At 56.3% G+C, this 26,105-nt stretch carries 25 protein-coding genes; 19 read left to right on the top strand and 6 right to left on the bottom strand.

The features are described from left to right. Positions 1-2: 2 nt before the first annotated feature. The 11 genes from mutL (at position 3) to rlmB (ending at position 12,440) form a co-directional block, all read left to right on the top strand. Positions 3-1,847, top strand: a complete 1,845-nt coding sequence (gene mutL, locus GXP72_RS02120; RefSeq protein ID WP_208763427.1) for a DNA mismatch repair endonuclease MutL — start codon at positions 3-5, stop codon at positions 1,845-1,847. After that, positions 1,840-2,790, top strand: a complete 951-nt coding sequence (gene miaA, locus GXP72_RS02125) for a tRNA (adenosine(37)-N6)-dimethylallyltransferase MiaA (RefSeq protein WP_032651346.1) — start codon at positions 1,840-1,842, stop codon at positions 2,788-2,790. Before mutL ends, miaA begins: the two co-directional genes overlap by 8 nt. Positions 2,791-2,875: 85 nt before the next feature. Next, the gene (gene hfq / locus GXP72_RS02130; RefSeq protein ID WP_023334248.1) at positions 2,876-3,187 is read left to right on the top strand and encodes an RNA chaperone Hfq; all 312 of its coding nucleotides are present in this window, start codon (positions 2,876-2,878) and stop codon (positions 3,185-3,187) included. A 74-nt stretch (positions 3,188-3,261) separates the two neighbouring features. Continuing rightward, a complete protein-coding gene (hflX, locus tag GXP72_RS02135; protein ID WP_208763428.1) occupies positions 3,262-4,542 on the top strand; it encodes a ribosome rescue GTPase HflX in 1,281 nt (426 codons plus the stop codon). A 56-nt stretch (positions 4,543-4,598) separates the two neighbouring features. Continuing rightward, positions 4,599-5,858, top strand: coding sequence for an FtsH protease activity modulator HflK (gene hflK / locus GXP72_RS02140; RefSeq protein ID WP_024907334.1), 1,260 nt, complete (start codon positions 4,599-4,601; stop codon positions 5,856-5,858). Positions 5,859-5,860: 2 nt separating this feature from the next. Beyond that, positions 5,861-6,865, top strand: coding sequence for a protease modulator HflC (gene hflC, locus GXP72_RS02145; RefSeq protein WP_024907333.1), 1,005 nt, complete (start codon positions 5,861-5,863; stop codon positions 6,863-6,865). A gap of 71 nt (positions 6,866-6,936) precedes the next feature. Beyond that, positions 6,937-7,134 (top strand): DUF2065 domain-containing protein, encoded by a 198-nt coding sequence (locus GXP72_RS02150; RefSeq protein WP_003855996.1) that lies wholly within the window; start codon positions 6,937-6,939, stop codon positions 7,132-7,134. A gap of 104 nt (positions 7,135-7,238) precedes the next feature. Further along, positions 7,239-8,537 carry an adenylosuccinate synthase gene (locus tag GXP72_RS02155; RefSeq protein ID WP_024907332.1) on the top strand — a complete coding sequence of 433 codons (1,299 nt, stop codon included), beginning with the start codon at positions 7,239-7,241 and terminating at the stop codon, positions 8,535-8,537. 193 nt (positions 8,538-8,730) lie between these two features. Continuing rightward, positions 8,731-9,156 (top strand): nitric oxide-sensing transcriptional repressor NsrR, encoded by a 426-nt coding sequence (gene nsrR, locus GXP72_RS02160; RefSeq protein ID WP_023334253.1) that lies wholly within the window; start codon positions 8,731-8,733, stop codon positions 9,154-9,156. 38 nt (positions 9,157-9,194) lie between these two features. After that, positions 9,195-11,639, top strand: a complete 2,445-nt coding sequence (gene rnr / locus GXP72_RS02165; protein WP_048989503.1) for a ribonuclease R — start codon at positions 9,195-9,197, stop codon at positions 11,637-11,639. Between the two features lie 66 nt (positions 11,640-11,705). Continuing rightward, entirely contained in the window at positions 11,706-12,440 is a 735-nt protein-coding gene (rlmB, locus tag GXP72_RS02170; protein ID WP_048989501.1) for a 23S rRNA (guanosine(2251)-2'-O)-methyltransferase RlmB, read from the top strand. A gap of 90 nt (positions 12,441-12,530) precedes the next feature. On the opposite strand, the gene GXP72_RS02175 is transcribed toward rlmB, so the two are convergent. Then, positions 12,531-13,805, bottom strand: coding sequence for an MFS transporter (locus GXP72_RS02175; protein ID WP_048989499.1), 1,275 nt, complete (start codon positions 13,803-13,805; stop codon positions 12,531-12,533). A 193-nt stretch (positions 13,806-13,998) separates the two neighbouring features. Here GXP72_RS02175 and GXP72_RS02180 point away from each other — a divergent pair, with 193 nt between their 5' ends. Next, the gene (locus tag GXP72_RS02180) at positions 13,999-15,621 is read left to right on the top strand and encodes an isovaleryl-CoA dehydrogenase (protein ID WP_048989497.1); all 1,623 of its coding nucleotides are present in this window, start codon (positions 13,999-14,001) and stop codon (positions 15,619-15,621) included. Here GXP72_RS02180 and GXP72_RS02185 read toward each other — a convergent pair. The 3 genes from GXP72_RS02185 to bsmA form a co-directional block, all read right to left on the bottom strand. Continuing rightward, positions 15,618-17,549 (bottom strand): methyl-accepting chemotaxis protein, encoded by a 1,932-nt coding sequence (locus GXP72_RS02185; RefSeq protein ID WP_208763429.1) that lies wholly within the window; start codon positions 17,547-17,549, stop codon positions 15,618-15,620. The genes GXP72_RS02180 and GXP72_RS02185 overlap by 4 nt on opposite strands. A 172-nt stretch (positions 17,550-17,721) precedes the next feature. Further along, positions 17,722-17,997 (bottom strand): DUF1471 family protease activator YjfN, encoded by a 276-nt coding sequence (gene yjfN, locus GXP72_RS02190; RefSeq protein ID WP_023310144.1) that lies wholly within the window; start codon positions 17,995-17,997, stop codon positions 17,722-17,724. Between the two features lie 148 nt (positions 17,998-18,145). Continuing rightward, positions 18,146-18,475, bottom strand: coding sequence for a biofilm peroxide resistance protein BsmA (bsmA, locus tag GXP72_RS02195; protein ID WP_024907326.1), 330 nt, complete (start codon positions 18,473-18,475; stop codon positions 18,146-18,148). Between the two features lie 137 nt (positions 18,476-18,612). Here bsmA and yjfP point away from each other — a divergent pair, with 137 nt between their 5' ends. Continuing rightward, the gene (gene yjfP / locus GXP72_RS02200) at positions 18,613-19,335 is read left to right on the top strand and encodes an esterase (RefSeq protein ID WP_048989494.1); all 723 of its coding nucleotides are present in this window, start codon (positions 18,613-18,615) and stop codon (positions 19,333-19,335) included. Here the strand turns inward: yjfP and ulaR are convergent. Continuing rightward, positions 19,332-20,087 carry an HTH-type transcriptional regulator UlaR gene (ulaR, locus tag GXP72_RS02205; protein ID WP_024907324.1) on the bottom strand — a complete coding sequence of 252 codons (756 nt, stop codon included), beginning with the start codon at positions 20,085-20,087 and terminating at the stop codon, positions 19,332-19,334. The two genes, yjfP and ulaR, sit on opposite strands and share 4 nt — an antisense overlap. A gap of 110 nt (positions 20,088-20,197) precedes the next feature. Further along, positions 20,198-21,262, bottom strand: a complete 1,065-nt coding sequence (gene ulaG / locus GXP72_RS02210) for an L-ascorbate 6-phosphate lactonase (protein WP_032643820.1) — start codon at positions 21,260-21,262, stop codon at positions 20,198-20,200. Positions 21,263-21,620: 358 nt separating this feature from the next. On the opposite strand from ulaG, the gene ulaA reads away from it, so the two are divergent. The 6 genes from ulaA to GXP72_RS02240 are packed head-to-tail and all read left to right on the top strand — an operon-like array spanning position 21,621 to position 26,028. Next, positions 21,621-23,021, top strand: a complete 1,401-nt coding sequence (ulaA, locus tag GXP72_RS02215) for a PTS ascorbate transporter subunit IIC (protein WP_024907322.1) — start codon at positions 21,621-21,623, stop codon at positions 23,019-23,021. A gap of 12 nt (positions 23,022-23,033) precedes the next feature. Next, positions 23,034-23,339, top strand: a complete 306-nt coding sequence (gene ulaB / locus GXP72_RS02220; RefSeq protein WP_003856022.1) for a PTS ascorbate transporter subunit IIB — start codon at positions 23,034-23,036, stop codon at positions 23,337-23,339. A 9-nt stretch (positions 23,340-23,348) separates the two neighbouring features. After that, a complete protein-coding gene (gene ulaC, locus GXP72_RS02225) occupies positions 23,349-23,816 on the top strand; it encodes a PTS ascorbate transporter subunit IIA (protein WP_024907321.1) in 468 nt (155 codons plus the stop codon). Positions 23,817-23,828: 12 nt separating this feature from the next. Beyond that, positions 23,829-24,479, top strand: coding sequence for a 3-keto-L-gulonate-6-phosphate decarboxylase UlaD (gene ulaD / locus GXP72_RS02230; protein WP_208763430.1), 651 nt, complete (start codon positions 23,829-23,831; stop codon positions 24,477-24,479). 9 nt (positions 24,480-24,488) lie between these two features. Next, positions 24,489-25,349 (top strand): L-ribulose-5-phosphate 3-epimerase, encoded by an 861-nt coding sequence (locus GXP72_RS02235; protein ID WP_208763431.1) that lies wholly within the window; start codon positions 24,489-24,491, stop codon positions 25,347-25,349. Beyond that, positions 25,342-26,028 (top strand): L-ribulose-5-phosphate 4-epimerase, encoded by a 687-nt coding sequence (locus GXP72_RS02240; protein ID WP_208763432.1) that lies wholly within the window; start codon positions 25,342-25,344, stop codon positions 26,026-26,028. Before GXP72_RS02235 ends, GXP72_RS02240 begins: the two co-directional genes overlap by 8 nt. Positions 26,029-26,105: the final 77 nt, after the last annotated feature.

The raw sequence follows: 26,105 nt of genomic DNA on the forward strand, positions 1-26,105 counted from the left end.
TCATGCCGATTCAGGTTCTACCGCCGCAGCTCGCGAACCAAATCGCCGCCGGTGAGGTGGTGGAACGCCCTGCGTCGGTGGTGAAGGAGCTGGTGGAAAACAGCCTCGATGCGGGCGCAACCCGCATCGATATTGATATCGAACGCGGTGGCGCGAAGCTTATTCGCATTCGCGACAACGGCTGTGGCATTAAAAAAGACGAGCTCGCGCTGGCGCTGGCCCGTCACGCCACCAGTAAAATTGCCTCTCTGGACGACCTGGAGGCGATTATTAGCCTCGGTTTTCGCGGTGAAGCGCTGGCCAGTATCAGCTCGGTTTCGCGCTTAACGCTGACCTCCCGTACCGCCGAACAGCAGGAAGCCTGGCAGGCTTACGCCGAAGGGCGCGATATGGATGTCACGGTGAAACCCGCAGCGCACCCTGTCGGCACGACGCTTGAAGTATTAGATCTCTTCTACAACACCCCCGCCCGACGCAAGTTTATGCGTACCGAGAAGACCGAGTTCGGCCATATCGACGAGATCATCCGGCGTATCGCACTGGCGCGATTCGATGTCACCATCAACCTCAGCCACAACGGCAAGGTGATGCGCCAGTATCGCGCGGTGGCAGAAGGTGGACAGAAAGAGCGCCGTTTGGGGGCGATCTGCGGTACGCCGTTCCTTGAACAGGCCCTGGCCATTGAGTGGCAGCACGGCGATCTGGCTTTACGAGGCTGGGTTGCCGATCCAAACGCGAGCAGTGCTGCGTTTGCGGAGATCCAGTATTGCTACGTCAACGGCCGCATGATGCGCGACCGTCTCATCAATCACGCGATTCGCCAGGCCTGCGAAGACAAACTGGGTGCCGATCAGCAGCCTGCTTTCGTCCTTTATCTGGACATCGACCCCCATCAGGTGGATGTGAATGTCCATCCCGCCAAGCATGAGGTGCGGTTCCACCAGTCACGTCTGGTTCACGACTTCATTTATCAGGGCGTGGCCACCGTGTTGCAGCAGCAGGCAGAGCCAACGCTGCCGCTGGAGAACGACGCTCCTGCACCGCGTCCGCTGCCCGAAAACCGTGTGGCGGCAGGGCGCAACCATTTTGCGGGGCCTGCCGTCGCGCGTGAACCGGAAGCCCCGCGTTACTCCCCGGCTGGTAGCGCGCCGCGTCCAACGGGCGCGAACTATCCGAATGCCCAGCCTGGCTATCAGAAGCAGCAGGGCGCGTTGTACCGCAAGCTGCTGGAAACGCCAGCCGTGGAGCGTAAAGAGCACATTCCGGCCGCTCAGCCTTCTCTGGACGGCCATAGCCAGAGTTTTGGCCGGGTGCTGACGATTATCGCGCCGGATATGGCACTGCTTGAGCGTGACGGCAAATTGATGCTTCTGGCACTGCCGGTCGCCGAACGCTGGCTTAAGCAGGTGCAGCTCACGCCTGGCGAAAATGCCGCCTGCGCGCAGCCGTTGTTAATTCCGGTTCGCCTGAAAATATCCCCTGATGAAACAAGGGTATTGCAGCGCGCCGAACCGCAGCTGGCGCAGATGGGTATTGAAACTGTGCTCGAACCACAACATGTGACAATTCGTGCAGTGCCTTTACCCTTACGCCAACAAAATTTACAAAACTTGATTCCTGAACTGATAGGCTACCTGGCGCAGCAAACAGCGTTTGATGCCGCCAACACCGCGCAGTGGATCGCCCGCCATCTGGCAAGCGAACACACGCCGTGGAGTATGGCGCAGGCCATTAGCGTGCTGGCGGAGGTGGAACGCCTCTGTCCGCATCTGGTGAAAACGCCGCCGGGTGGGTTATTACAACCTGTTGATTTACAAATGGCGATGAACGCCCTGAAACATGATTGACGCAAGTAAGGCGAGCCTGCCTAAGGCAATTTTTTTAATGGGCCCAACGGCCTCCGGCAAAACGGCGCTCGCCATTGAGTTGCGTAAAGTTTTGCCTGTAGAGTTGATTAGCGTCGACTCCGCCCTCATCTACCGGGGGATGGACATCGGCACGGCGAAGCCTGACGCAGAAGAGCTGCGTGCGGCACCGCACCGTTTGCTGGATATTCTCGACCCGGCTCAGGCGTACTCCGCAGCGGATTTCCGCCGGGATGCCTTAGCCGAGATGGCCGAGATAACGGCGGCGGGACGTATACCGCTGTTGGTTGGCGGAACCATGCTCTATTTCAAGGCGTTGCTGGAGGGGTTGTCACCCCTGCCATCCGCGGATCCGGAAATAAGAGCGAAAATTGAGCAGCAGGCGGCAGAGCAGGGTTGGGACGTTTTGCATCAGCAACTGGCGGAAATTGACCCGGTTGCCGCAGCACGGATCCATCCAAATGATCCGCAAAGGCTTTCCCGGGCACTGGAAGTTTTTTTCATTTCGGGTAAAACTTTAACGGAACTGACGCAAACGTCAGGAGACGCTCTGCCGTATCAGGTGCATCAGTTCGCCATCGCCCCGGCGAGCCGTGAACTGCTCCATCAGCGAATTGAGCAGCGTTTTCATCAGATGTTAGCTTCAGATTTTGAAGCAGAAGTGCGGGCGTTATTTGCCCGTGGAGATTTGCATACGGACATGCCTTCCATTCGTTGTGTGGGATACCGCCAGATGTGGTCGTATCTTGAAGGTGAGATTTCATACGATGAAATGGTTTATAGAGGTGTTTGCGCCACGAGACAGTTAGCGAAGCGCCAGATCACCTGGTTGCGCGGTTGGGACGGCGTTCACTGGCTAGACAGTGAAAAACCGCAACAGGCGTTAAACGAAGTGATTGAGGTTGTTGGTGATATCGCTCACTGAATGTGTACAATTGAGACGTATCGTGCGCAATTTTTCAGAATCGCAAGGTTCTAAGTACAAAACAAGCATATAAGGAAAAGATAGAATGGCTAAGGGGCAATCTTTACAAGATCCGTTCCTGAACGCATTGCGTCGGGAACGTGTTCCAGTTTCTATTTATTTGGTGAATGGTATTAAGCTGCAAGGTCAGATTGAGTCTTTCGATCAGTTTGTGATTCTGTTGAAAAACACGGTCAGTCAGATGGTCTACAAGCACGCTATTTCTACTGTTGTTCCGTCCCGTCCGGTATCTCATCACAGCAATAACGCTGGCGGCGGCACTGGTAGTAACTACCATCATGGCAGCAGCGCGCAGGGCTCTTCAACGCCGGCGCAGGACAGCGACGAAACCGAGTAAGGTTTCGCACTGTTATCCACACGGGGAGCCAGGGATCCTGCGTTCCCCGCTGATCTTTTTAGAGAGGTTTACGCTTGTTTGACCGTTATGATGCCGGTGAGCAGGCGGTGCTGGTACACATCTATTTTTCGCAAGACAAAGATATGGAAGACCTCCAGGAGTTTGAATCTCTGGTCTCTTCCGCCGGTGTCGAAGCAATGCAGGTGATTACCGGTAGCCGTAAAGCGCCGCACCCAAAGTATTTTGTTGGTGAAGGTAAAGCAGTCGAAATTGCGGATGCCGTAAAAGCAACCGGCGCGTCAGTCGTGTTGTTTGATCATGCGCTGTCTCCAGCCCAGGAGCGCAACCTGGAAGCCCTTTGCGAATGCCGTGTTATCGATCGCACGGGTTTGATTTTAGATATTTTTGCTCAGCGTGCACGTACCCACGAAGGGAAACTGCAGGTTGAGCTGGCGCAGCTGCGCCATCTGGCAACGCGTCTGGTGCGTGGCTGGACACACCTTGAAAGACAAAAAGGCGGGATTGGTTTGCGCGGCCCGGGTGAAACCCAGCTCGAAACCGACCGTCGTTTGCTGCGTGGCCGAATTACCCAAATCCTCTCGCGTCTGGAACGTGTAGAGAAACAGCGTGAACAGGGACGTCGGGCGCGAACGAAAGCCGACATCCCGACGGTGTCGCTGGTGGGCTATACCAACGCCGGTAAATCCACCCTGTTTAATCAGATAACCGAGGCCCAGGTGTATGCCGCAGACCAGCTGTTTGCGACCCTGGACCCTACGCTGCGCCGTATTGACGTTGCAGACGTCGGTGAAACGGTGCTGGCGGATACCGTAGGGTTTATCCGCCACTTGCCGCATGACCTGGTGGCGGCGTTTAAAGCCACCCTGCAGGAGACGCGACAGGCGACTCTGCTGCTGCACGTGATTGATGCGGCAGACGTGCGCGTGCAGGAGAACATCGACGCGGTAAACGTGGTGCTCGAAGAGATCGACGCCCACGAGATCCCAACGCTGTTGATCATGAACAAGATCGATATGCTGGACGATTTCGAACCGCGTATCGACAGAGATGAAGAGAACAAACCGATTCGGGTCTGGCTTTCTGCCCAGACCGGTATTGGTGTGCCACTGCTTTTCCAGGCTTTGACAGAACGTCTTTCCGGTGAGGTAGCTCAGCACACGCTGCGACTGCCGCCACAGGAAGGCAGGCTGCGCAGCCGGTTTTATCAGCTTCAGGCGATAGAAAAAGAGTGGATGGAGGATGACGGCAGCGTGGGGATGCAGGTGCGTATGCCGATCGTTGACTGGCGTCGCCTCTGTAAACAAGAACCTGCGCTGGTCGACTATATCGTCTGATCAGAAAGGGGATGCCTGAATAATTCGCCCTTGCATAACAAATATGGAGCATATACATGGCGTGGAATCAGCCCGGTAATAACGGACAAGACCGCGACCCGTGGGGAAGCAGCAAACCTGGCGGCAACTCTGAGGGAAATGGCAACAAAGGTGGTCGCGAGCAGGGGCCGCCGGATCTGGATGATATCTTCCGCAAGCTGAGCAAGAAGCTTGGTGGCCTTGGCGGAGGAAAAGGTTCTGGCTCGGGTGGCAATTCCACTCAGAGTTCGCGCCCGCCAATGGGTGGCCGCGTAGTGGGCATCGTGGCCGCTGCGGTGGTCATCATCTGGGCAGCCAGCGGATTCTACACCATTAAAGAAGCAGAGCGCGGCGTGGTCACCCGTTTCGGCAAGTTCAGCCATCTGGTTGAGCCGGGTCTGAACTGGAAGCCGACCTTCATTGACGACGTGACCGCGGTAAACGTGGAATCCGTCCGTGAACTGGCCGCCTCTGGCGTGATGCTGACCTCTGACGAAAACGTGGTGCGCGTTGAGATGAACGTGCAGTACCGCGTGACCGATCCTGAGCGTTATCTGTTTAGCGTGACCAGCGCCGATGACAGCCTGCGTCAGGCGACCGACAGCGCCCTGCGCGGTGTGATCGGTAAATACACCATGGACCGTATCCTGACCGAAGGTCGTACCGTTATTCGTAGCGATACCCAGCGCGAGCTGGAAGAGACCATTCGTCCGTACAACATGGGTATCACCCTGCTGGACGTCAACTTCCAGGCTGCGCGTCCGCCGGAAGAGGTGAAAGCCGCATTTGACGATGCGATTGCTGCCCGTGAAAACGAACAGCAGTACATCCGTGAAGCAGAAGCGTACACCAACGAAGTTCAGCCACGCGCTAACGGTCAGGCGCAGCGTATTCTGGAAGAAGCGCGCGCGTATAAGACCCAGACCATCCTGGAAGCTCAGGGTGAAGTGGCTCGCTTTGCGAAGATCCTGCCGGAATATAAAGCGGCACCGGAAATTACCCGTGAGCGTCTCTATATCGAGACCATGGAAAAAGTGCTGAGCCACACCCGCAAAGTGTTGGTTAACGACAATAAAGGCGGAAACCTGATGGTTCTGCCGCTGGATCAGATGCTGAAAGGCAGTTCTGCGCCAGCAGCGAAAGGCGACACCAGCGGCGCGAACAACCTGCTGCGTCTGCCGCCAGCCTCAACAGGCAGCGCCAGCACGAACACAACGCCTTCTTCGAACGATGGTGACATTATGGACCAACGCCGTGCTAACGCGCAGCGTAACGACTACCAGCGTCAGGGGGAATAAGGATGCGTAAGTCAGTTATTGCGATCATCGTCATCGTACTGGTCGTGCTTTATACCTCGATCTTTGTGGTGAAAGAAGGCGAACGTGGGATCAAGTTCCAGTTCAGCAGCGTCGTGCGTGATGGCGACAAACGCCCGGTAATTTACGAGCCGGGCCTGCACTTCAAGGTGCCGTTCATCCAGTCAGTGAAAACGCTTGATGCGCGTATCCAGACCATGGATAACCAGGCTGACCGTTTCGTGACCAAAGAGAAGAAAGACCTGATCGTTGATTCCTATATCAAATGGCGTATCAGCGATTTCAGCCGTTACTTCCTGGCAACGGGCGGTGGTGACGTTTCTCAGGCAGAAGTGCTGCTGAAACGTAAGTTCTCTGACCGTCTGCGTTCCGAGATTGGTCGTCTGGATGTGAAAGACATCGTGACCGACTCCCGTGGTCGTCTGACCCTGGAAGTTCGCGATGCCTTGAACTCCGGTACCGCGGGCACGGAAGACGAAGTTTCAACCCCGGCAGCAGATGATGCGATTGCCAAAGCAGCTGAACGCGTTCAGGCGGAGACCAACGGTAAAGTGCCGGTGATCAACCCGAACAGTATGGCTGCGCTGGGTATCGAAGTGGTTGACGTGCGCATCAAGCAGATCAACCTGCCAGCAGAAGTGTCTGAGGCGATTTACAACCGTATGCGCGCCGAGCGTGAAGCGGTAGCCCGTCGTCACCGTTCACAGGGCCAGGAAGAGGCTGAGAAGCTGCGTGCAGCAGCGGATTACGAAGTCACCAAGACGCTGGCGGAATCTGAGCGCCAGGGCCGTATCCTGCGCGGTGAAGGTGATGCCGAAGCGGCGAAGCTGTTCGCTGATGCCTTCAGCCAGGATCCTGACTTCTACGCCTTTATCCGTAGCCTGCGTGCTTACGAGAATAGCTTCCAGAGCAACCAGGATGTGATGGTGCTCAGCCCGGACAGCGATTTCTTCCGTTATATGAAGACGCCGACTAACGCAACGCGATAAACTCAGGCTCGTTTGAGTATTCAAACCACCGCTCTTAACGGAGCGGTGGTTTTCTTTTATAAGGAATAAAAATGAATTCAACGATCTGGCTCGCACTGGCTTTGGTCCTGGTGCTGGAAGGCCTTGGACCGATGCTCTATCCACGCGCCTGGCGTCGAATGATCGCCACGATGAGCCAACTGCCGGATAATATTTTGCGTCGTTTTGGCGGTGGTCTTGTGGTTGCGGGCATCGTGATCTACTACATGTTGAGGAAAACGATTGGCTGATCAAAAAGTAGGCGCAATCGGCGTATTTTGAGGTCAAAAAGTGCTGTATATCTGAAAAAGCGATGGTAGAATCCATTTTTAAGCAAACGGTGATTTTGAAAAAAATGGGTAACAACGTCGTCGTACTGGGCACCCAATGGGGTGACGAAGGTAAAGGGAAGATTGTTGATCTTCTGACTGAACGGGCTAAATATGTTGTACGCTACCAGGGCGGTCACAACGCAGGCCATACTCTCGTAATCAACGGTGAAAAAACCGTCCTCCATCTTATTCCATCAGGCATTCTTCGTGATAACGTCACCAGCATCATCGGTAACGGCGTTGTGCTGTCTCCTGCTGCGCTGATGAAAGAGATGAAAGGTCTGGAAGACCGTGGTATCCCTGTTCGTGAGCGTCTGCTGCTCTCCGAAGCCTGCCCGCTGATCCTGGATTATCACGTGGCGCTGGACGTAGCGCGTGAGAAAGCGCGCGGTGCGAAAGCGATCGGTACCACCGGTCGTGGCATCGGCCCGGCTTACGAAGATAAAGTTGCGCGTCGCGGTCTGCGCGTGGGCGACCTCTTCGACAAAGCTACCTTCGCTGAAAAACTGAAAGAAGTGATGGAATATCACAACTTCCAGCTGGTGAACTTCTACAAAGCTGACGCTGTTGACTACCAGAAAGTGCTGGATGACGTCATGGCGATCGCTGACATTCTGACCGGTATGGTTGTTGATGTGTCCGATCTGCTGGACCAGGCGCGCAAGCGTGGCGATTTCGTCATGTTCGAAGGTGCGCAGGGTACGCTGCTGGACATCGACCACGGTACCTATCCGTACGTTACCTCCTCTAACACCACTGCTGGTGGCGTGGCGACCGGCTCTGGCCTGGGTCCACGTTATGTGGATTACGTTCTGGGCATCATCAAAGCATACTCCACTCGCGTGGGTGCGGGTCCATTCCCGACCGAGCTGTTTGATGAAACCGGCGAGTTCCTGTGCAAGCAGGGTAACGAGTTTGGCGCGACCACCGGTCGTCGTCGTCGTACCGGCTGGCTGGATGCGGTTGCAGTGCGTCGTGCTGTGCAGATCAACTCCCTCTCTGGCTTCTGCCTGACCAAGCTGGACGTACTGGACGGCCTGAAAGAAGTGAAAATCTGCGTAGGCTACCGTATGCCAGACGGCCGCGAAGTGACCACCACTCCGCTGGCAGCTGACGACTGGGAAGGCATTGAGCCAATCTACGAAACCATGCCGGGCTGGTCTGAGACCACTTTCGGTGTGAAAGAGCGTAGCGGCCTGCCGCAGGCGGCGCTGGATTACATCAAGCGTATTGAAGAACTGACCGAAGTGCCGATCGATATTATTTCTACCGGCCCGGATCGTACTGAAACGATGATCCTGCGCGACCCGTTCGACGCATAATCTTCGTGAATGCTGGCCTGCGGGGTGACCCGTAGGCCGGATAAGCGTAGCGCCATCCGGCGAACGCTCCTGGATCTCCGCTTTTTCGCCCCGTCTGTCAAATAAATTAGCCGCTAACTATCTGGCTGGTTTATCATCATTAATGAATATCTCTGCGGTTTGACCGCGTTTTCCCTTTTTTCCTGAGGTTGATGTGCAGTTAACAAGTTTCACCGATTACGGCTTACGTGCGCTGATTTACATGGCGTCGTTACCCGAGGGGAAGATGACCAGTATCTCTGAAGTTACAGAGGTCTACGGCGTATCCCGTAATCATATGGTCAAAATAATCAATCAACTTAGTCGTGCCGGATACGTTGCTGCCGTCCGCGGGAAGAATGGTGGGATCCGTCTCGGTAAACCGGCACAGAGTATTCGTGTGGGCGACGTGGTACGTGAACTGGAGCCGCTGTCTCTGGTGAACTGCAGCAGCGAGTTCTGCCACATCACGCCCGCTTGCCGCCTGAAAAAGGCGCTTTCAAAGGCCGTGCAAAGTTTTCTCATGGAACTGGATAACTACACGCTGGCCGATTTGGTTGAAGAGAATCAACCGCTTTATAAATTATTGCTGGTGGAATGAAGAAAATTTCCACCGGAGCTGACAACGGAGGAACCGACATGTCACATGATCCTTTCCAGGAACGCGAAGCCGAAAAATACGCGAATCCTATTCCCAGCCGCGAGTTCATCATTGAACACTTAACAAAACGCGAAAAACCCGCCAATCGTGAAGAACTTGCCGTTGAATTAAACATTGAAGGTGAAGAGCAAATTGAAGCCCTTCGCCGCCGCCTGCGCGCCATGGAGCGTGACGGGCAGCTGGTCTTTACCCGCCGCCAGTGCTATGCGCTGCCAGAACGTCTCGATCTGCTGAAAGGGACCGTCATTGGTCACCGCGATGGCTTCGGCTTCCTGCGCGTGGAAGGCCGTAAAGACGATCTGTATCTCTCATCTGAACAGATGAAAATGTGCATTCACGGCGACCAGATCCTGGCGCAGCCGCTGGGCGCTGACCGTAAAGGTCGCCGCGAAGCGCGCGTGGTACGCGTTCTGGTGCCAAAAACCAGCCAGATCGTTGGCCGCTACTTTACCGACGCGGGCGTGGGCTTCGTGGTGCCGGACGACAGCCGTCTGAGCTTCGACATTCTGATCCCACCTGAAGAGGTGATGGGCGCCCGCATGGGCTTTGTGGTGGTGGTGGAACTCACCCAGCGCCCAACCCGTCGCACTAAAGCGGTAGGTAAAATCGTCGAAGTGCTTGGCGACAACATGGGCACCACAATGGCCGTTGATATGGCGCTGCGTACCCATGAAATTCCGTACATCTGGCCGAAAGCGGTTGAAGAGCAGATCGAAAGCCTGCGCGAAGAAGTCCCGGAAGAGTCCAAAGCGGGCCGCGTGGATCTGCGCGCCCTGCCGCTGGTCACTATCGACGGTGAAGACGCCCGCGACTTCGATGACGCCGTCTACTGCGAGAAAAAACGCGGCGGCGGCTGGCGCCTGTGGGTCGCTATTGCAGACGTAAGCTACTATGTTCGTCCGCACACTCCGCTGGATAACGAAGCGCGCAGCCGCGGTACCTCGGTCTACTTCCCGTCCCAGGTCGTGCCGATGCTGCCGGAAGTGCTGTCTAACGGCCTGTGCTCCCTGAACCCGCAGGTTGACCGCCTCTGTATGGTTTGCGAGATGACCATCTCCACCAAAGGGCGCTTAACCGGCTACAAGTTCTACGAAGCGGTGATGAGCTCGCACGCGCGTCTGACCTATACCAAGGTCTGGCATATGCTGCAGGGCGACCAGGATCTGCGCGAACAGTACGCGCCGCTGGTTAAACACATCGAAGAGCTGCATAACCTCTACAAAACGCTGGATCAGGCGCGCGAAGAGCGCGGCGGGATCTCCTTTGAGAGTGAAGAAGCGAAATTCATTTTCAACGCGGAACGCCGCATTGAGCGTATCGAGCAGACCCAGCGTAACGATGCGCACAAGCTGATCGAAGAGTGTATGATTCTGGCGAACATCTCGGCGGCACGATTCGTCGAGAAAGCCAAAGAGCCTGCGCTGTTCCGTATTCACGATAAACCGTCGACGGAAGCCATCACCGCGTTCCGCTCCGTGCTGGCCGAACTGGGTCTGGAGCTGCCTGGCGGTAACAAGCCAGAGCCGCGCGATTACGCCGAGCTGCTGGAGTCCATTGGCGATCGTCCTGACGCAGAAATGCTGCAGACGATGCTGCTGCGCTCAATGAAGCAGGCGATTTACGATCCGGAAAACCGCGGTCACTTCGGCCTGGCGCTGCAGTCTTACGCCCACTTTACCTCGCCGATCCGTCGCTATCCTGACCTCTCTCTGCACCGTGCGATCAAGTATCTGCTGGCGCAGGAGCAGGGCCATAAAGGGAACACCACCGAAACCGGTGGCTACCACTATTCGATGGAAGAGATGCTGCAGCTGGGTCAGCACTGCTCCATGACCGAACGTCGTGCTGATGAAGCAACACGTGACGTGGCGGACTGGCTGAAGTGTGACTTTATGCTCGATCAGGTGGGTAACGTCTTTAAAGGCGTGATTGCCAGCGTGACCGGCTTTGGTTTCTTCGTTCGTCTGGACGAGCTGTTCATCGACGGTCTGGTGCACGTCTCCAGCCTGGATAACGACTACTACCGCTTCGACCAGGTCGGTCAGCGACTGATTGGCGAATCTGGCGGCCAGACCTATCGTCTGGGCGACCGTGTGGAAGTGAAGGTTGAAGCCGTGAATATGGATGACCGTAAGATCGACTTCAGCCTGATCTCCAGCGAGCGTGCGCCGCGTAACGTCGGGAAAACCGAGCGTGAAAGGGCGAAAAAAACCGGTAACGGTAAACCGGGCGGCGGTAAACGTCGTCAGGCGGGCAAGAAGGTAAACTTCGAGCCGGACAGCGCGTTCCGCGGCGAGAAGAAACAGAAGCCGAAGGCGGCGAAGAAAGAAGCCCGTTCAGCGAAAAAACCGTCCGCGAAAACGCAGAAAATAGCGGCTGCCACCAAAGCGAAGCGCGCGGCCAAGAAAAAGCAGGCGGAGTAAAGTCTCCCCGCACCCTGACCCTCTCCCTAACCGGGAGAGGGGAAATACTTTTTACGAGAACCATCAATGAGTGAAATGATTTACGGCATCCACGCGGTGCAGGCCCTTCTCGAGCGCGCACCGGAGCGTTTTCAGGAAGTGTTTATTCTGAAAGGGCGTGAAGATAAGCGTCTGATGCCGCTGATCCACGCCCTGGAAGCGCAGGGCGTGGTGATCCAACTGGCGAACCGCCAGTTTCTGGATGAGAAAAGTGACGGTGCGGTTCACCAGGGCATTATTGCCCGCGTGAAGCCGGGCCGTCAGTATCAGGAAAACGATCTGCCGGATCTGATTGCCGAGCTGGATAACCCGTTCTTCCTGATCCTCGATGGCGTTACCGATCCGCACAACCTCGGCGCGTGCCTGCGTAGCGCCGATGCGGCGGGCGTGCACGCGGTGATCGTGCCGAAAGATCGCTCCGCGCAGCTGAACGCGACGGCGAAGAAAGTGGCCTGCGGCGCGGCGGAAAACGTTCCGCTGATCCGCGTGACCAACCTGGCGCGCACCATGCGTCTGCTGCAGGAAGAGAACATCTGGATCGTCGGTACCGCCGGTGAAGCGGATCATACTCTGTACCAGAGCAAAATGACCGGCCGTCTGGCGCTGGTGATGGGGGCAGAAGGCGAAGGCATGCGTCGTCTGACCCGCGAGCACTGTGACGAGCTGATCAGCATCCCAATGGCGGGCAGCGTGTCGTCCCTGAACGTTTCTGTTGCGACGGGCATCTGCCTGTTTGAAGCGGTGCGTCAGCGGGGAGAATAAACAGCAAGGCCGTCCACAGGACGGCCTTTTGTGTTTTCTCCCTCTCCCCGTGGGAGAGGGCCGGGGTGAGGGCACCAGACGGTGACAAACTCACTCCTCTAACGACCGCAAATGGTCATCCTTCCGCAGCGTCATCAGCGCGAAAATACTCACCACCGCCGTCGCCATCACGTAGTACGCCGGAATATCCAGGTTACCCGTCTGCTTAATCAGCCCGGTAATAATTAACCCCGCACAGCCCGAGAAAATCGCATTCGACAACGAGTAGGCCAGCCCCAGTCCCGTATAGCGCACGCGCGTCGGGAACATCTCAGATAGCATTGCCGGGCCTGGCCCCGCCAGCATGCCCACCAGACCGCCCGCAATCAACACCACAACAGCCTTCACCGCCAGCGTACTCGACTCTGCCTGAAGAATTTTCAGCAGCGGCAGGGCGAGGATCAGCAGCAGCGCGGTGGCGATAATCATCACCGTGCGGCGCCCGATCCGGTCGCTCAGGATCCCCGACGGAATGATGGTGAGTGCAAAACCAATATTCGAAATCACCGCTATAAGCAGCGCCTGGTTAAACCCGGTGTGCAGCGCCGACTGCAGATAGGTCGGCATAATCACCAGGTAAGTGTACCCCGCCGCAGACCAGACCATTACGCGCCCAATCCCCATCGCGATGGCCCGGAGCGTGGCGGCAGTATCCGCCTGAGCGATAACCGGTTTATCCTGCTGCTGCACAAAGCTGGGTGTCTCTTCCATGCTGACACGAAGCCACAGCGCAACGACGCCCATGGGTAACGCCAGGAAGAACGGAATACGCCAGCCCCAGTCGTGCAGGGCTTCCGGCGTGAGGAGGATAGAGAGCAGCGCCACGATGCCTGCGCCTGCTAACAGCCCCAGCGCCACGGTAAAGGACTGCCACGCGCCATAGAGCCCACGCTTGCCGCGCGGGGCAAACTCCGTCATCAGCGAGACCGCACCGCCGTACTCACCGCCCGCGAACAGTCCCTGCAGGATGCGCAGCAGCGTAATAATGAGCGGCGCGGCAATCCCGATGCTGGCATAGACCGGCACAATGCCGATGGCGGCGGTAGCGAGCGTCATCAGCACCAGCACAATAATGAGCGTCGGCTTACGGCCAATCCGGTCGCCGATGCGGCCAAACACCACCGCACCCAGCGGGCGGAAGAAGAAGGCGATGGCAAACGAGGCGTAGGTGAGGATCAGGCTGGTGAGCCCCGCTTCCCCTTCAAGCTGGAAGAAGTTTTTCGCAATGACGGTCGCCAGAAAACCGTAGACCGCAAACTCATACCACTCGATAAAGTTACCAATGGAGCCTGCAATTAATGCTCGCTTGTGCGCATCCGGTTGCATAACGATCCTCACTGAAAAGGGTAAGAATAAATTATTCAACAAAAGCGAAGTCATGAAATAGTTTATTCTTATGTTCTGTGAGCTATTTCACGAATGATATCAGCGGGATCGTGAACGTGTGACTCCCCTCCCATGCAGCGTGTGCGCGGTCTGTCCATACTTATCGTCATTGCCACTGAAGGAGGGAGACAGCATGCACTGGCAGACCCATACCGTTTTCAATCAACCTGCACCGCTTTCCAACAGTAACCTTTTCCTCTCCGACTGCGCCCTGCGCGATGCGGTCTCGCGTGAAGGGGCCGAGTGGGATATCGAACTCCTCGCCAGCATTGGTCAGCAGCTGGGTACGGCGGAATCGCTGGAGCTGGGCAGGCTGGCGAACGTGAATCCGCCGGAGTTGCTTCGCTATGACGCCACCGGGGAGCGGCTGGATGACGTCCGCTTTCACCCGGCATGGCACCTGCTGATGCAGGGCCTGTGTGCCAACCGCGTGCATAACCTGGCGTGGGAAGAGGAGGCGCGTAAAGGGGCGTTTGTCGCGCGGGCCGCACGCTTTGTGCTTCATGCTCAGGTGGAGGCGGGCACGCTGTGCCCTGTCACCATGACGTTTGCCGCGACACCGCTCCTGCAGCAGGCGCTCCCCAAACCCTTTCACGACTGGCTGACGCCGCTGCTCAGCGATCGCTACGATCCTCATCTTGCGCCCGGCGCGCAAAAGCGCGGCCTGCTGATCGGTATGGGGATGACGGAAAAGCAGGGCGGATCGGACGTGCTGAGCAACACCACCAGGGCGGAAAAATGCAGCGACGGCAGTTATAGGCTGGTGGGACATAAATGGTTTTTCTCCGTCCCGCAAAGCGATGCGCATCTGGTGCTGGCCCAGGCGAAGGGCGGATTATCCTGCTTTTTTGTGCCGCGCTTTTTACCTGACGGGCAGCGCAACGCCGTCCGGCTGGAGCGCCTTAAGGACAAGCTCGGGAACCGCTCCAACGCCAGCAGCGAGGTGGAATTCCTTGATGCCTCCGGCTGGCTGCTGGGGGAAGAAGGCGAAGGGGTACGGCAGATCCTCAAAATGGGCGGGCTGACGCGTTTCGACTGCGCGCTGGGCAGCCACGGACTGATGCGCCGTGCGCTCTCCGTGGCGCTGTACCATGCGCATCAGCGCCAGACCTTCGGCAAAAATCTTATCGATCAGCCGCTCATGCGCGAAGTGCTAAGCCGGATGGCGCTGGTGCTGGAGGGGCAAACGGCGCTGCTGTTCCGCCTGGCGCGGGCGTGGGATAAACGCGCGGATCCGCAGGAGGCGGCATGGGCGCGGCTGTTTACCCCGGCCGCGAAATTTAGCGTGTGCAAAGCGGGCATCCCGTTTGTGGCTGAAGCGATGGAGGTGCTGGGGGGAGTCGGGTATTGCGAGGAGAGCGAACTTCCCCGCCTGTATCGCGAGATGCCGGTGAACAGCATCTGGGAAGGGTCAGGCAATATCATGTGCCTGGACGTGCTGCGCGTGCTGGCGAAGCAGCCGGGTATACACGATCGGCTTGCCGATGAGTTTGCGCAGGTAAAAGGGCAGGACAGACACTTCGACCGCAGCTGGCGGCAGCTTCAGCAAAAACTGCGTAAACCGCAGGAGGCGCAGGGGCGGGAGATCGCCCAGCAGCTTTTCCTGCTGAGTGCCGGGAGCGAAATGCTGCGGCACGCGTCGCCCCCGGTGGCGCAGGCGTGGTGCCGCATGATGCTGGATACCCGTGGCGGAACGGTGATGAGCGAGCAGGTGCAAAGTGACCTGCTGCTGCGTGCGACGGGCAGAGTCGGCTAGCCTTTTAGCTGGAACAGACTCACCAGTTGAGCCAGGTGTGAACCCTTCTCGCGCAGCGTTTGAGCCGTTTGTTCGCTGCGTGAGATGCGATCGGCATTGATATGCGACGCTTCGCCAATGTGGGTCATGGCGAGGTTCACCTGACCGATCCCGGCGGACTGCTCGCGTGAGGCATGGTTAATCTCGGTGACCAGCTGGCTGATGTTATCGATATGAATGATGATGTCATCCATCGCCAGGCGCGTCTGTTCAGACAGCGCATGACCCTCACTGACTTTTCTGAGCGTATCGCCAATCAGCTGTTCAATCTCCTTCACCGCGTTAGCGCTGCGTCCCGCCAGGGCGCGAACTTCCTGCGCGACGACCGCAAACCCTTTACCGTGCTCGCCCGCGCGAGCCGCTTCCACGGCCGCATTCAGCGCCAGGATATTGGTCTGAAAAGCAATGGACTCGATCACGCGCGTGATGTCTGCGATGCGTTTTGACGCTTCGCGAATGTCGTCCATGGTCGACACCGCGTGGGTGACTGTCTCACCGCCCTGATGAACCGCGAGCGAGGTTTCACCCACCAGCTGCTGCGTTTGCTCCATGTTGGCGGCATTTTGCTGTACGGTGGCGGCCAGCTGCTCCATGCTGGCGGAGGTCTCTTCCACGCTGCTGGCCTGCTTGTTGATCTGCTCTGAAATTTCGCCCGTATCGGCGGCTAGCGCGTTGGTGCCTGAATGGATCTCACCTGCGGCCTCGCGGACCTGCAGGACAATTTTTTGCAGGCCGCCACCGATGCCGTTGATGGCGTCGATCAGCTGGCCGACTTCGTCCTGACGCGTCACGGGCAGGCTGGAACGGAGATCCCCTGCGGCATATTGCCGGGCAAGATGGATCACATTGCGCAGTGGTCGGGTCAGCACCCGGCGAATCAGGACTACAAACAGGCCAGCAAACAGGATGGATAAGGCCGTACCGGCGAGGAGGAAACCGTCGCGCATGGCGGTGACGCTTGAGAGCAGCACCGATTTATCCACTTCACCCACGATAGTCCAGTTCCAGCCTGGCAGCGGGGTATAAGCCATTTTCAGCGTGCGACCGTCGTCGCTTACGCGCTCCAGCGTGCCGGGTTTATTACTCAGAAGCTGCTGCTGCGTCGCGTCGTCCCACTTCGGCAGTTTTCCCTCTTCGCTGGCGTGGAAAAGGTATTGCCCGCGCGTTTTGCCGTTGCTGCGATCCAGCACGAAGAAGTGACCGCTCTCGCCCAGGCGGCGGTTGAGGATTTTCTCACGCATGACGTTCCAGGAGTGGGTGATGTCCACCCCGACAAAGACGATCGCAATGACCTGTCCTTCGGCGTTTTTAACCGGCTGGTACTGGGTGATGTAGCGTTTGCCAAACAGCAGCGCCAGGCCGCGGTAGACTTCACCTTTGTTGACGGCGGCAAAGGCCGGGCTGGCGTTATCCAGAACGGTACCCATTGCCCGCTCGCCGTTCTCTTTACGCAGGGAAGTGGCTACGCGAACAAAGTCGTTACCGCTGCGTACAAACAGCGTCGAAATGGCTCCCGTGCGGTTCAGGAACGCGTCCGAAAGCGTGTTGTTTTCATGCAGCCCGGTATCTCCGCCTTTCAGAAGCGGAACGCTGAGCCCGTTAATTGTCTGGGTTTGGGAAGCATCAATGTTCAGGGGCTGCGGTAAAAAGGTGGTGAACAGACGGGTATAGCTCTCAACCTCTTCACTCAGGCTGGTGTTAAACATCTGCACCATGTCGACCATGCCGGTGGACTGATTATGCAGATCTTCTACCGCAAGGGCTTCAAGCTGCTGGCTGGCTTTTTGGCTGAGCAGAAAAGTGAAAAGCAGAAACAGCGTGGCGACACTGACGCCCGTAAGCAGCGACAGCTTCGCACCCAGGCCTGCGCGGCGAAAAATGTTGATCATAAATTGCTCATCATTGAAAAGGTATGGTTCTTCAACGGCAGAGCGGGGATTACGTTTACTGAATTAATGTAACAAAATGTTATTTTATTGTTCTTGTTTTGTTTTTTATAAGATAAAAAATTTGCAAAAACGAAAAGCCACTAAAAATAAGTGGCTTTTATCAGGAGGGAGATTACACGTAGAGAATGGCCTGTACCCGCCAGTGGTCGATATGGTTATCTTCCTGCATCTGGATGATGCGATACCATGAAGCACCCTGCTCATCGGCCTTTAATGCCACGACACGTTCAACGTCTTGCGGGCTCCCCGAGATATTATTCACGGAGATCTGGCCAATCTCATTCAGGCCAGTCACACAATCAGCACTGGCGAATTCTGCTGACTGCGCGGTGGTGCTCAGCAGGCCTGCTGAGAGCAACAGTGAGGTCAAAGCAAGAGTTCGTTTCATCGTCAGCTCCATTTCACATATATCCGGTATCCGCCGGGCAATCCTTCGCAAATAAACTCCCTTCCATTGACGCGGGCATGGAGTTTATTGTGGACAGGAAAATGTCTATGGACGCAAAGCAGTGTAAATCTCGTTCAAAGGTAAACCATTATTTCCGGTACAAAATGGCCTGGGAATACCACTGTCCCGTTATGATGGTTTCGTCGATCATAATGATGACGTAATAATCTGCTTTGGCGGCGACGGCCTGTGCTTTTATTGCCGCTTCTGCGTCATCCGGAGAGCCGCGAACCAGCGCGGAGATGGTGCCCATTCGTTGTAATCCTTCCGTCTGATTACGACGAATCTCCTGCGGATGATCGGCGACCGGTGGAGCGGGTTGCGGCGTTCCCTGCAGCGCGCTACAGCCACTGAGCAGAAACACCAGCAATAAAGCAGCAAACCTGCGCATAACCATATCTCGTTTCCTGATAGCCATAGTGTAGTTGTCTGTGAATTTAGTTTTGGGGGAATGTTCCCGAAGTGTTATCTGGGACGTATATTTCGAATGAAAATGACGTGAAAGCGTAACCCAGTTCTCAACATTATGAATCATACATTCGCACAGGGTCGACAATGATTGAAATTGAAATACGCCACCTCGGCGACCATGAAATTTTACACGCGATGCCAGCGGGTAAACGTGATAAACCGCTGCCTGTTGTGGTTTTTTATCATGGGTTTACCTCATCCAAGCTGGTTTACAGTTATTTTGCCGTCGCGCTGGCGCAGGCGGGGTTTCGGGTAGTGATGCCGGATGCACCCGACCACGGTGCACGCTTTTTGGGTAACGAACAGGCGCGTCTTGGGCAGTTCTGGCACATTCTGCACGGGAGTCTGACCGAGTTTGCCGGGCTACGCGATGCGCTGTATGAGGCAGGGCTGGTGGCCGACAATCGTCTGGCCGTGGCTGGAGCGTCGATGGGCGGTATGACGGCGCTGGGGATTATGACGCATCATCCTGAAGTGAAGTCTGTCGCCTGCCTGATGGGCTCGGGCTATTTTACGTCGTTGGCGAAGACGCTCTTTCCCCCTCAGGATTTAGCAGAAATCACCGCGACGCTCGAAGAGTGGGAAGTGACCCGGGCATTGCCGCGCCTGGCCGATCGCCCGCTGCTGCTGTGGCACGGTGACGCGGATGATGTGGTCCCGCCCGAGGGAACCTTCCGCCTGCAGCAGGCGTTAATGAATGCAGGACTGGACGGTAATCTGACCTGTCTGTGGGAACCGGGCGTCCGCCACCGCATCACGCCAACGGCGCTGGATGCCACGGTAGCGTTTTTCCGCCAGCACCTTTAAACGCGCAGCACTTTTACGCCCTGATCTTCCAGCTTCTGGAGGATCTCAGGGTTGGCGCCTTTGCCGGTGATCACCATGTCGATCTGTTCGGCACGGCTGAATAACATCCCTGCGCGCTCGCCCACTTTGCTGCTGTCGACCAGCACAACGAGCTTGCCCACAACGTTAAGCATGTTTTGCTCCGCCATCGCGGTCAGCATATCGGTTTTATACAGGCCATCTGCCGTCAGGCCTTTGCCACTGGTAAACATCCAGTGCCCGGCATAGAGACTGTTTTCGCTGTCCTGAGGGCTAAGGGTGATGGACTGGCTTTTGTTGTACTGCCCGCCCATGATCACCACGCTCTCATGCTCCTGGTCGATGAGATAGTTGGCGAGCGGTAAGTAGTTGGTGATGATTTGCACCGGCTTGCCGCACATTTCACGGCCCAGCAGAAACGCCGTGGAGCCGCAGTTGATGACCACGCTCTCGCCGGGATTCACCAGCTGCGATGCGGCTCTGGCAATCCGCACTTTTTCATCATGATTCTGCGCCTGATGAATATTCATCGGAGACCAGCGAGGGCGCTGCTGGCTGATCGCTTCCGCGCCGTTGCGGACCTTTTTCAGCTTGCCGCTTTCATCCAGCTTGTTGATATCCCGCCGCGCCGTTGCCGGGGAGATGCCTAAACGTTCGATCACTTTCTCGACGGTGATAAACCCGGTTTGCGCCAGGAGTTCCAGGAGAATTTGATGCCGTTGCGCTTCCGTCATGAGCTATTCCGATAAGAATTGATTTGAAAAGATGATATTTGAAATAGCGTGAAATTACTAAAAGAAATATGACATCGCCAGACATCATGTCTGGCGATGTGGCTGCACAATCAGAGGAAGGACTTGAACGGCAGGTCTGGCTCAATGGTGAAGCAATCATCGAAACCACGTGGGTAGTGATATTCGAGATTATCTTTGTCCAGTGGCCAGGTGAACTTGCCGCCGACCTGCCAGATGAACGGCTTGAAGCCATACTTCAGGCGGTCTTTTTTCATTTCCCACAGCACGCGGATCTCCTGCGGATCGGCCTGGAAGTTTGACCAGATATCGTGGTGGAACGGAATCACCACTTTGGTATTCAGCGCTTCCGCCATGCGCAGCATGTCGGCGCTGGTCATTTTGTCGGTAATACCGCGCGGGTTCTCGCCGTAGGAGCCCAGCGCCACGTCAATCTGATGCTCGTTACCGTGCTTCGCGTAGTAGTTGGAGTAGTGAGAGTCGCCGCTGTGGTACAGGGACCCGCCAGGGGTTTTAAACAGATAGTTAACCGCGCGCTCATCCATACCGTCCGGCAGTACACCCGCGGCTTTCCGATCGGCAGGCAGGGTGATCAGTGCTGTACGGTCAAAGGCGTCCAGCGCGTGGATTTCAATATCTTTAATTTTCACCACATCCCCAGGCTTCATCACGATGCAGCGCTCTTTCGGCACGCCCCAGCCGATCCACAGATCCACGCAGGTCTGTGGCCCGATAAACGGCACATCGTCAGCACAGTTTTGCATCACCGCAGCCGCCACGTTCACGTCGATATGATCGTTGTGATCGTGAGTAGAAAGGACGGCGTCGATCTGGCGAATGGCAAACGGATCGAGCACAAACGGTGTGGTACGCAGGTTCGGCTGCAGTTTTTCTACGCCCGCCATGCGCTGCATCTGATGGCCTTTTTTCATCAGCGGGTTGCCGTGGCTCTGCTTGCCGGTGCCGCACCAGAAATCGACGCAGATATTGGCGCCGCCTTCTGATTTCAGCCAGATACCGGTGCAGCCCAGCCACCACATCGCAAAGGTACCAGGAGCAACCTGTTCCTGCTCGATCTCTTCATTCAGCCAACTGCCCCACTCCGGGAAGGTGCTCAGAATCCATGACTCACGGGTGATGGTGTTCACTTTACTCATCGTTTTGACTCCTGGTTTAATCAAAAGTAATCACATGGTGATTTGTTGTGATTTATGCTGGCACCATTTGACGCGCTTTGCAATGGCAAAAATGCGGAATTTTATCTGCGCAACTTCACGTACTCTGCACTTATTCCTTGTTAGACTATCCAGTATTAAGCATTAAGCGCATGAATTATAAAGGTTAATTTATTTTTCATGTACGGTAGTGAAAATCATTACTAACACCATGGAAATAAATTGCGTGATACGTCACAAATAATCAAATGCAATCTTGTGGTGATTATTTGTGATTAATAGAGTGATGGCACCAACCACACAGGGATTGCCCCTCGTGTTCTCATTTCTGGAGAGAGTTATGGAGATCCTCTACAACGTCTTTACCGTGTTCTTTAATCAGGTAATGACCAACGCCCCGCTGCTGCTGGGTATCGTGACGTGTCTGGGTTATATCCTGCTGCGCAAAAGCGTCAGCGTGATTATTAAAGGCACCATCAAAACCATTATCGGTTTCATGCTGTTGCAGGCGGGGTCAGGCATTCTGACCAGCACCTTTAAGCCGGTCGTCGCCAAAATGTCCGAAGTGTATGGCATCAACGGTGCCATCTCTGACACTTACGCCTCAATGATGGCGACCATCGAGCGCATGGGTGATGCCTATAGCTGGGTGGGGTATGCGGTACTGCTCGCCCTGGCCCTGAACATCATCTACGTTCTGCTACGCCGTATTACCGGCATTCGCACCATCATGCTCACCGGCCACATCATGTTCCAGCAGGCGGGGCTGATCGCGGTTTCTCTCTATATCTTCGGCTACCCAATGTGGACCACGATTATCTGCACCGCGGTGCTGGTCTCGCTCTACTGGGGTATCACCTCCAACATGATGTACAAGCCTACTCAGGAAGTGACTGACGGCTGCGGTTTCTCCATCGGCCATCAGCAGCAGTTTGCCTCCTGGATTGCCTATAAAGTTGCACCGTACCTGGGCAAAAAAGAAGAGAGCGTTGAAGACCTCAAGCTGCCGGGCTGGCTGAATATTTTCCATGACAACATCGTTTCAACCGCGATTGTGATGACCATCTTCTTCGGCGCCATTCTGCTCTCCTTCGGTATTGACGTTGTTCAGGCGATGGCGGGTAAAACGCACTGGACGGTTTATATCCTGCAGACCGGCTTCTCCTTCGCGGTGGCCATTTTCATCATCACTCAGGGCGTGCGTATGTTTGTCGCCGAACTGTCGGAAGCCTTCAACGGTATTTCCCAGCGCCTGATCCCAGGCGCGGTGCTGGCGATTGACTGTGCCGCTATCTACAGCTTCGCGCCAAACGCGGTGGTCTGGGGCTTTATGTGGGGCACCATCGGCCAGCTGATTGCGGTGGGCATCCTGGTCGGCTGCGGCTCCTCAATCCTGATTATTCCTGGCTTTATCCCGATGTTCTTCTCCAACGCTACCATCGGCGTCTTCGCTAACCACTTCGGCGGCTGGCGCGCGGCGCTCAAGATCTGCCTGGTGATGGGCATGGTGGAAATCTTTGGTTGCGTTTGGGCGGTGAAGCTCACCGGTATGAGTGCCTGGATGGGCATGGCGGACTGGTCAATTCTGGCACCGCCGATGATGCAGGGCTTTGCCTCCGTCGGGGTGGTCTTTATGGCCGTCATCATCCTGATTGCTCTGGCTTATATGTTCTTCGCTGGCCGTTCGCTGCGAGCTGAAGAAGATGCGGAAAAACAAACAGCAGAAGTCTCTGCTCATTAAGGAGTTTCGATTATGACCGTACGTATCCTGGCTGTGTGTGGCAATGGGCAAGGCAGCTCCATGATCATGAAGATGAAAGTGGACCAGTTTTTAACCCAGTCAAACATCGACCACACGGTGAACAGCTGCGCGGTGGGTGAATACAAAAGTGAACTCAACGGCGCGGACATCATCATCGCCTCTACCCATATCGCCGGCGAAATTAGCGTGTCGGGCAATAAATATGTGGTGGGCGTGCGCAACATGCTGTCGCCTGCGGATTTCGGACCAAAACTGCTGGAAGTGATTAAAGAGCACTTCCCACAAGACGTGAAGTAAGGACGCCACATGAAACTACGTGATTCGCTGGCAGAGAATAACTCCATCCTTTTACAGGCTGAGGCCAGCACCTGGCAGGAAGCGGTGAAGCTGAGCGTGGATCTGCTGGTTAAGGCTGACGTTGTCGAGCCGCGTTACTACCAGGCCATTCTTGATGGCGTGGCGCAGCACGGCCCTTACTTTGTGATTGCGCCAGGGCTGGCAATGCCGCATGGGCGTCCTGAAGAGGGCGTGAAGAAAACCGGCTTCGCGCTGGTGACGCTGAAAACGCCACTGGTGTTCAACCACGAAGATAACGATCCGGTCGATATCCTGATCACCATGGCCGCGGTCGATGCTAACACCCACCAGGAGGTGGGCATCATGCAGATCGTCAATCTGTTTGATGACGAAGCTAATTTCGACCGTTTACGCGCCTGCCGTACCGAGCAGGACGTGCTGGATTTAATTGATAACGCCACTGCGGCGGCAGTCTAAGAGGAATTGAACATGTCATTACCCATGTTGCAGGTTGCGCTGGATAACCAAACTCTGTCCCACGCTTACGAAACCACCCGCCTGATCGCGGAAGAAGTGGATATCATCGAAGTCGGCACCATTCTCTGCGTAGGCGAGGGCGTGCGCGCCGTTCGCGATCTGAAGGCGCTCTATCCGCATAAAATCGTGCTGGCAGATGCCAAAATTGCCGACGCAGGCAAAATCCTCTCCCGCATGTGCTTTGAAGCGAATGCTGACTGGGTCACCGTGATCTGCTGTGCGGATATCAACACCGCCAAAGGCGCGCTGGACGTGGCAAAAGAGTTTAACGGCGACGTGCAGATTGAGTTGACCGGTTTCTGGACCTGGGAGCAGGCGCAGGAGTGGCGCGATGCGGGCATTCAGCAGGTGGTGTACCACCGTAGTCGTGATGCGCAGGCCGCAGGGGTGGCGTGGGGCGAAGCGGATATCAGCGCGATCAAACGTCTGGCCGATATGGGCTTTAAAGTCACCGTCACCGGCGGTCTGGCGCTGGAAGATCTGCCGCTGTTCCAGGGCATTCCGATTCACGTCTTTATTGCCGGTCGCAGCATTCGTGATGCGGCGTCTCCGGTGGAAGCGGCGCGTCAGTTCAAACGCTCAATCGCTCAGCATTGGGGCTAAGGAGCGGGTATGTTGTCAAAACAGGTCCCGCTTGGCATCTATGAAAAGGCACTCCCTGCGGGGGAGTGCTGGCTGGAGCGGTTACAGCTGGCAAAACAGCTGGGCTTCGATTTTGTCGAAATGTCTGTGGATGAGACGGACGAGCGTCTCTCTCGCCTCGACTGGAGCCGCGAACAGCGCCTGGCGCTGGTGAGCGCCGTTGCTGAAACGGGCGTGCGCGTGCCGTCCATGTGCCTGAGCGCCCACCGTCGTTTTCCGCTCGGCAGCGAAGACGATGCCGTACGCGCGCAGGGGCTGGAGATCATGCGTAAAGCCATTCGCTTTGCGCAGGATGTCGGTATCCGCGTGATCCAGCTGGCGGGTTATGACGTTTACTATCAGGAAGCCAACGATGAAACGCGCCGTCGTTTCCGTGACGGCCTGAAAGAGAGCGTTGAGATGGCAAGCCGTGCACAGGTCACGCTGGCGATGGAGATCATGGACTACCCCCTGATGAACTCCATCAGCAAGGCGCTGGGCTACGCGCACTATCTGAATAACCCGTGGTTCCAGCTTTATCCCGATATCGGCAACCTGTCGGCATGGGATAACGACGTGCAGATGGAGCTGCAGGCGGGCATGGGACATATCGTGGCGGTGCACGTCAAAGATACCCGTCCTGGCGTGTTTAAAAACGTACCGTTCGGCACCGGGGTGGTGGATTTTGAACGGTGCTTCGAGACGCTCAGGCAGACAGGCTATTGCGGGCCTTACCTGATTGAGATGTGGAGCGAGACGTCGGACGACCCGGCAGCGGAAGTTGCGAAGGCGCGGGACTGGGTGCGCGAACGTATGGCGCGGGCAGGGTTGCTGGAGGCTGAACATGCTTAAGCTTAAACAGCAGGTCTTTGAAGCCAATATGGATCTGCCGCGCTATGGCCTGGTCACCTTCACCTGGGGGAACGTCAGCGCTATCGACCGCGAGCAGGGACTGATCGTGATTAAGCCGAGCGGCGTGGCGTATGACACCATGAAAGCAGACGATATGGTGGTGGTGGATCTCGACGGAAACGTCGTGGAGGGAAAATGGCGTCCCTCTTCAGATACTGCAACCCATCTGGCGCTGTACCGGCGTTATCCGTCCCTTGGCGGCGTGGTGCATACCCACTCCACGCACGCGACGGCCTGGGCACAGGCGGGGCTGCCCATCCCGGCGCTGGGGACGACCCACGCGGACTACTTCTTTGGCGACATCCCCTGTACGCGGGCATTAACGCAGGATGAAGTGGAAGGCGAATACGAGCTCAACACCGGAAAGGTGATTATCGAGACGCTGGGAGAATGTGAGCCGCTGCATACGCCGGGTATTGTGATCTATCAGCACGGTCCGTTCTCATGGGGAAAAGATGCTCACGACGCCGTTCATAATGCGGTCGTCATGGAGGAAGTGGCACGCATGGCGTGGATTGCCCGCGGCATCAACCCACAGCTTCAGGGCATTGATGATTACCTGATGAATAAGCATTTCATGCGCAAGCACGGCCCAAATGCCTACTACGGTCAGAAGTGAATAAGCGCTCTGGAATACCGAAAAACAGTTGTAACCGGTGGTATTCCGGAGCCATTCACAAAAAAAAAGCCCCCGGG

Source organism: Enterobacter sp. SES19, assembly GCF_011765665.1.
Classification (GTDB): Bacteria; Pseudomonadota; Gammaproteobacteria; order Enterobacterales; family Enterobacteriaceae; genus Enterobacter; species Enterobacter pseudoroggenkampii.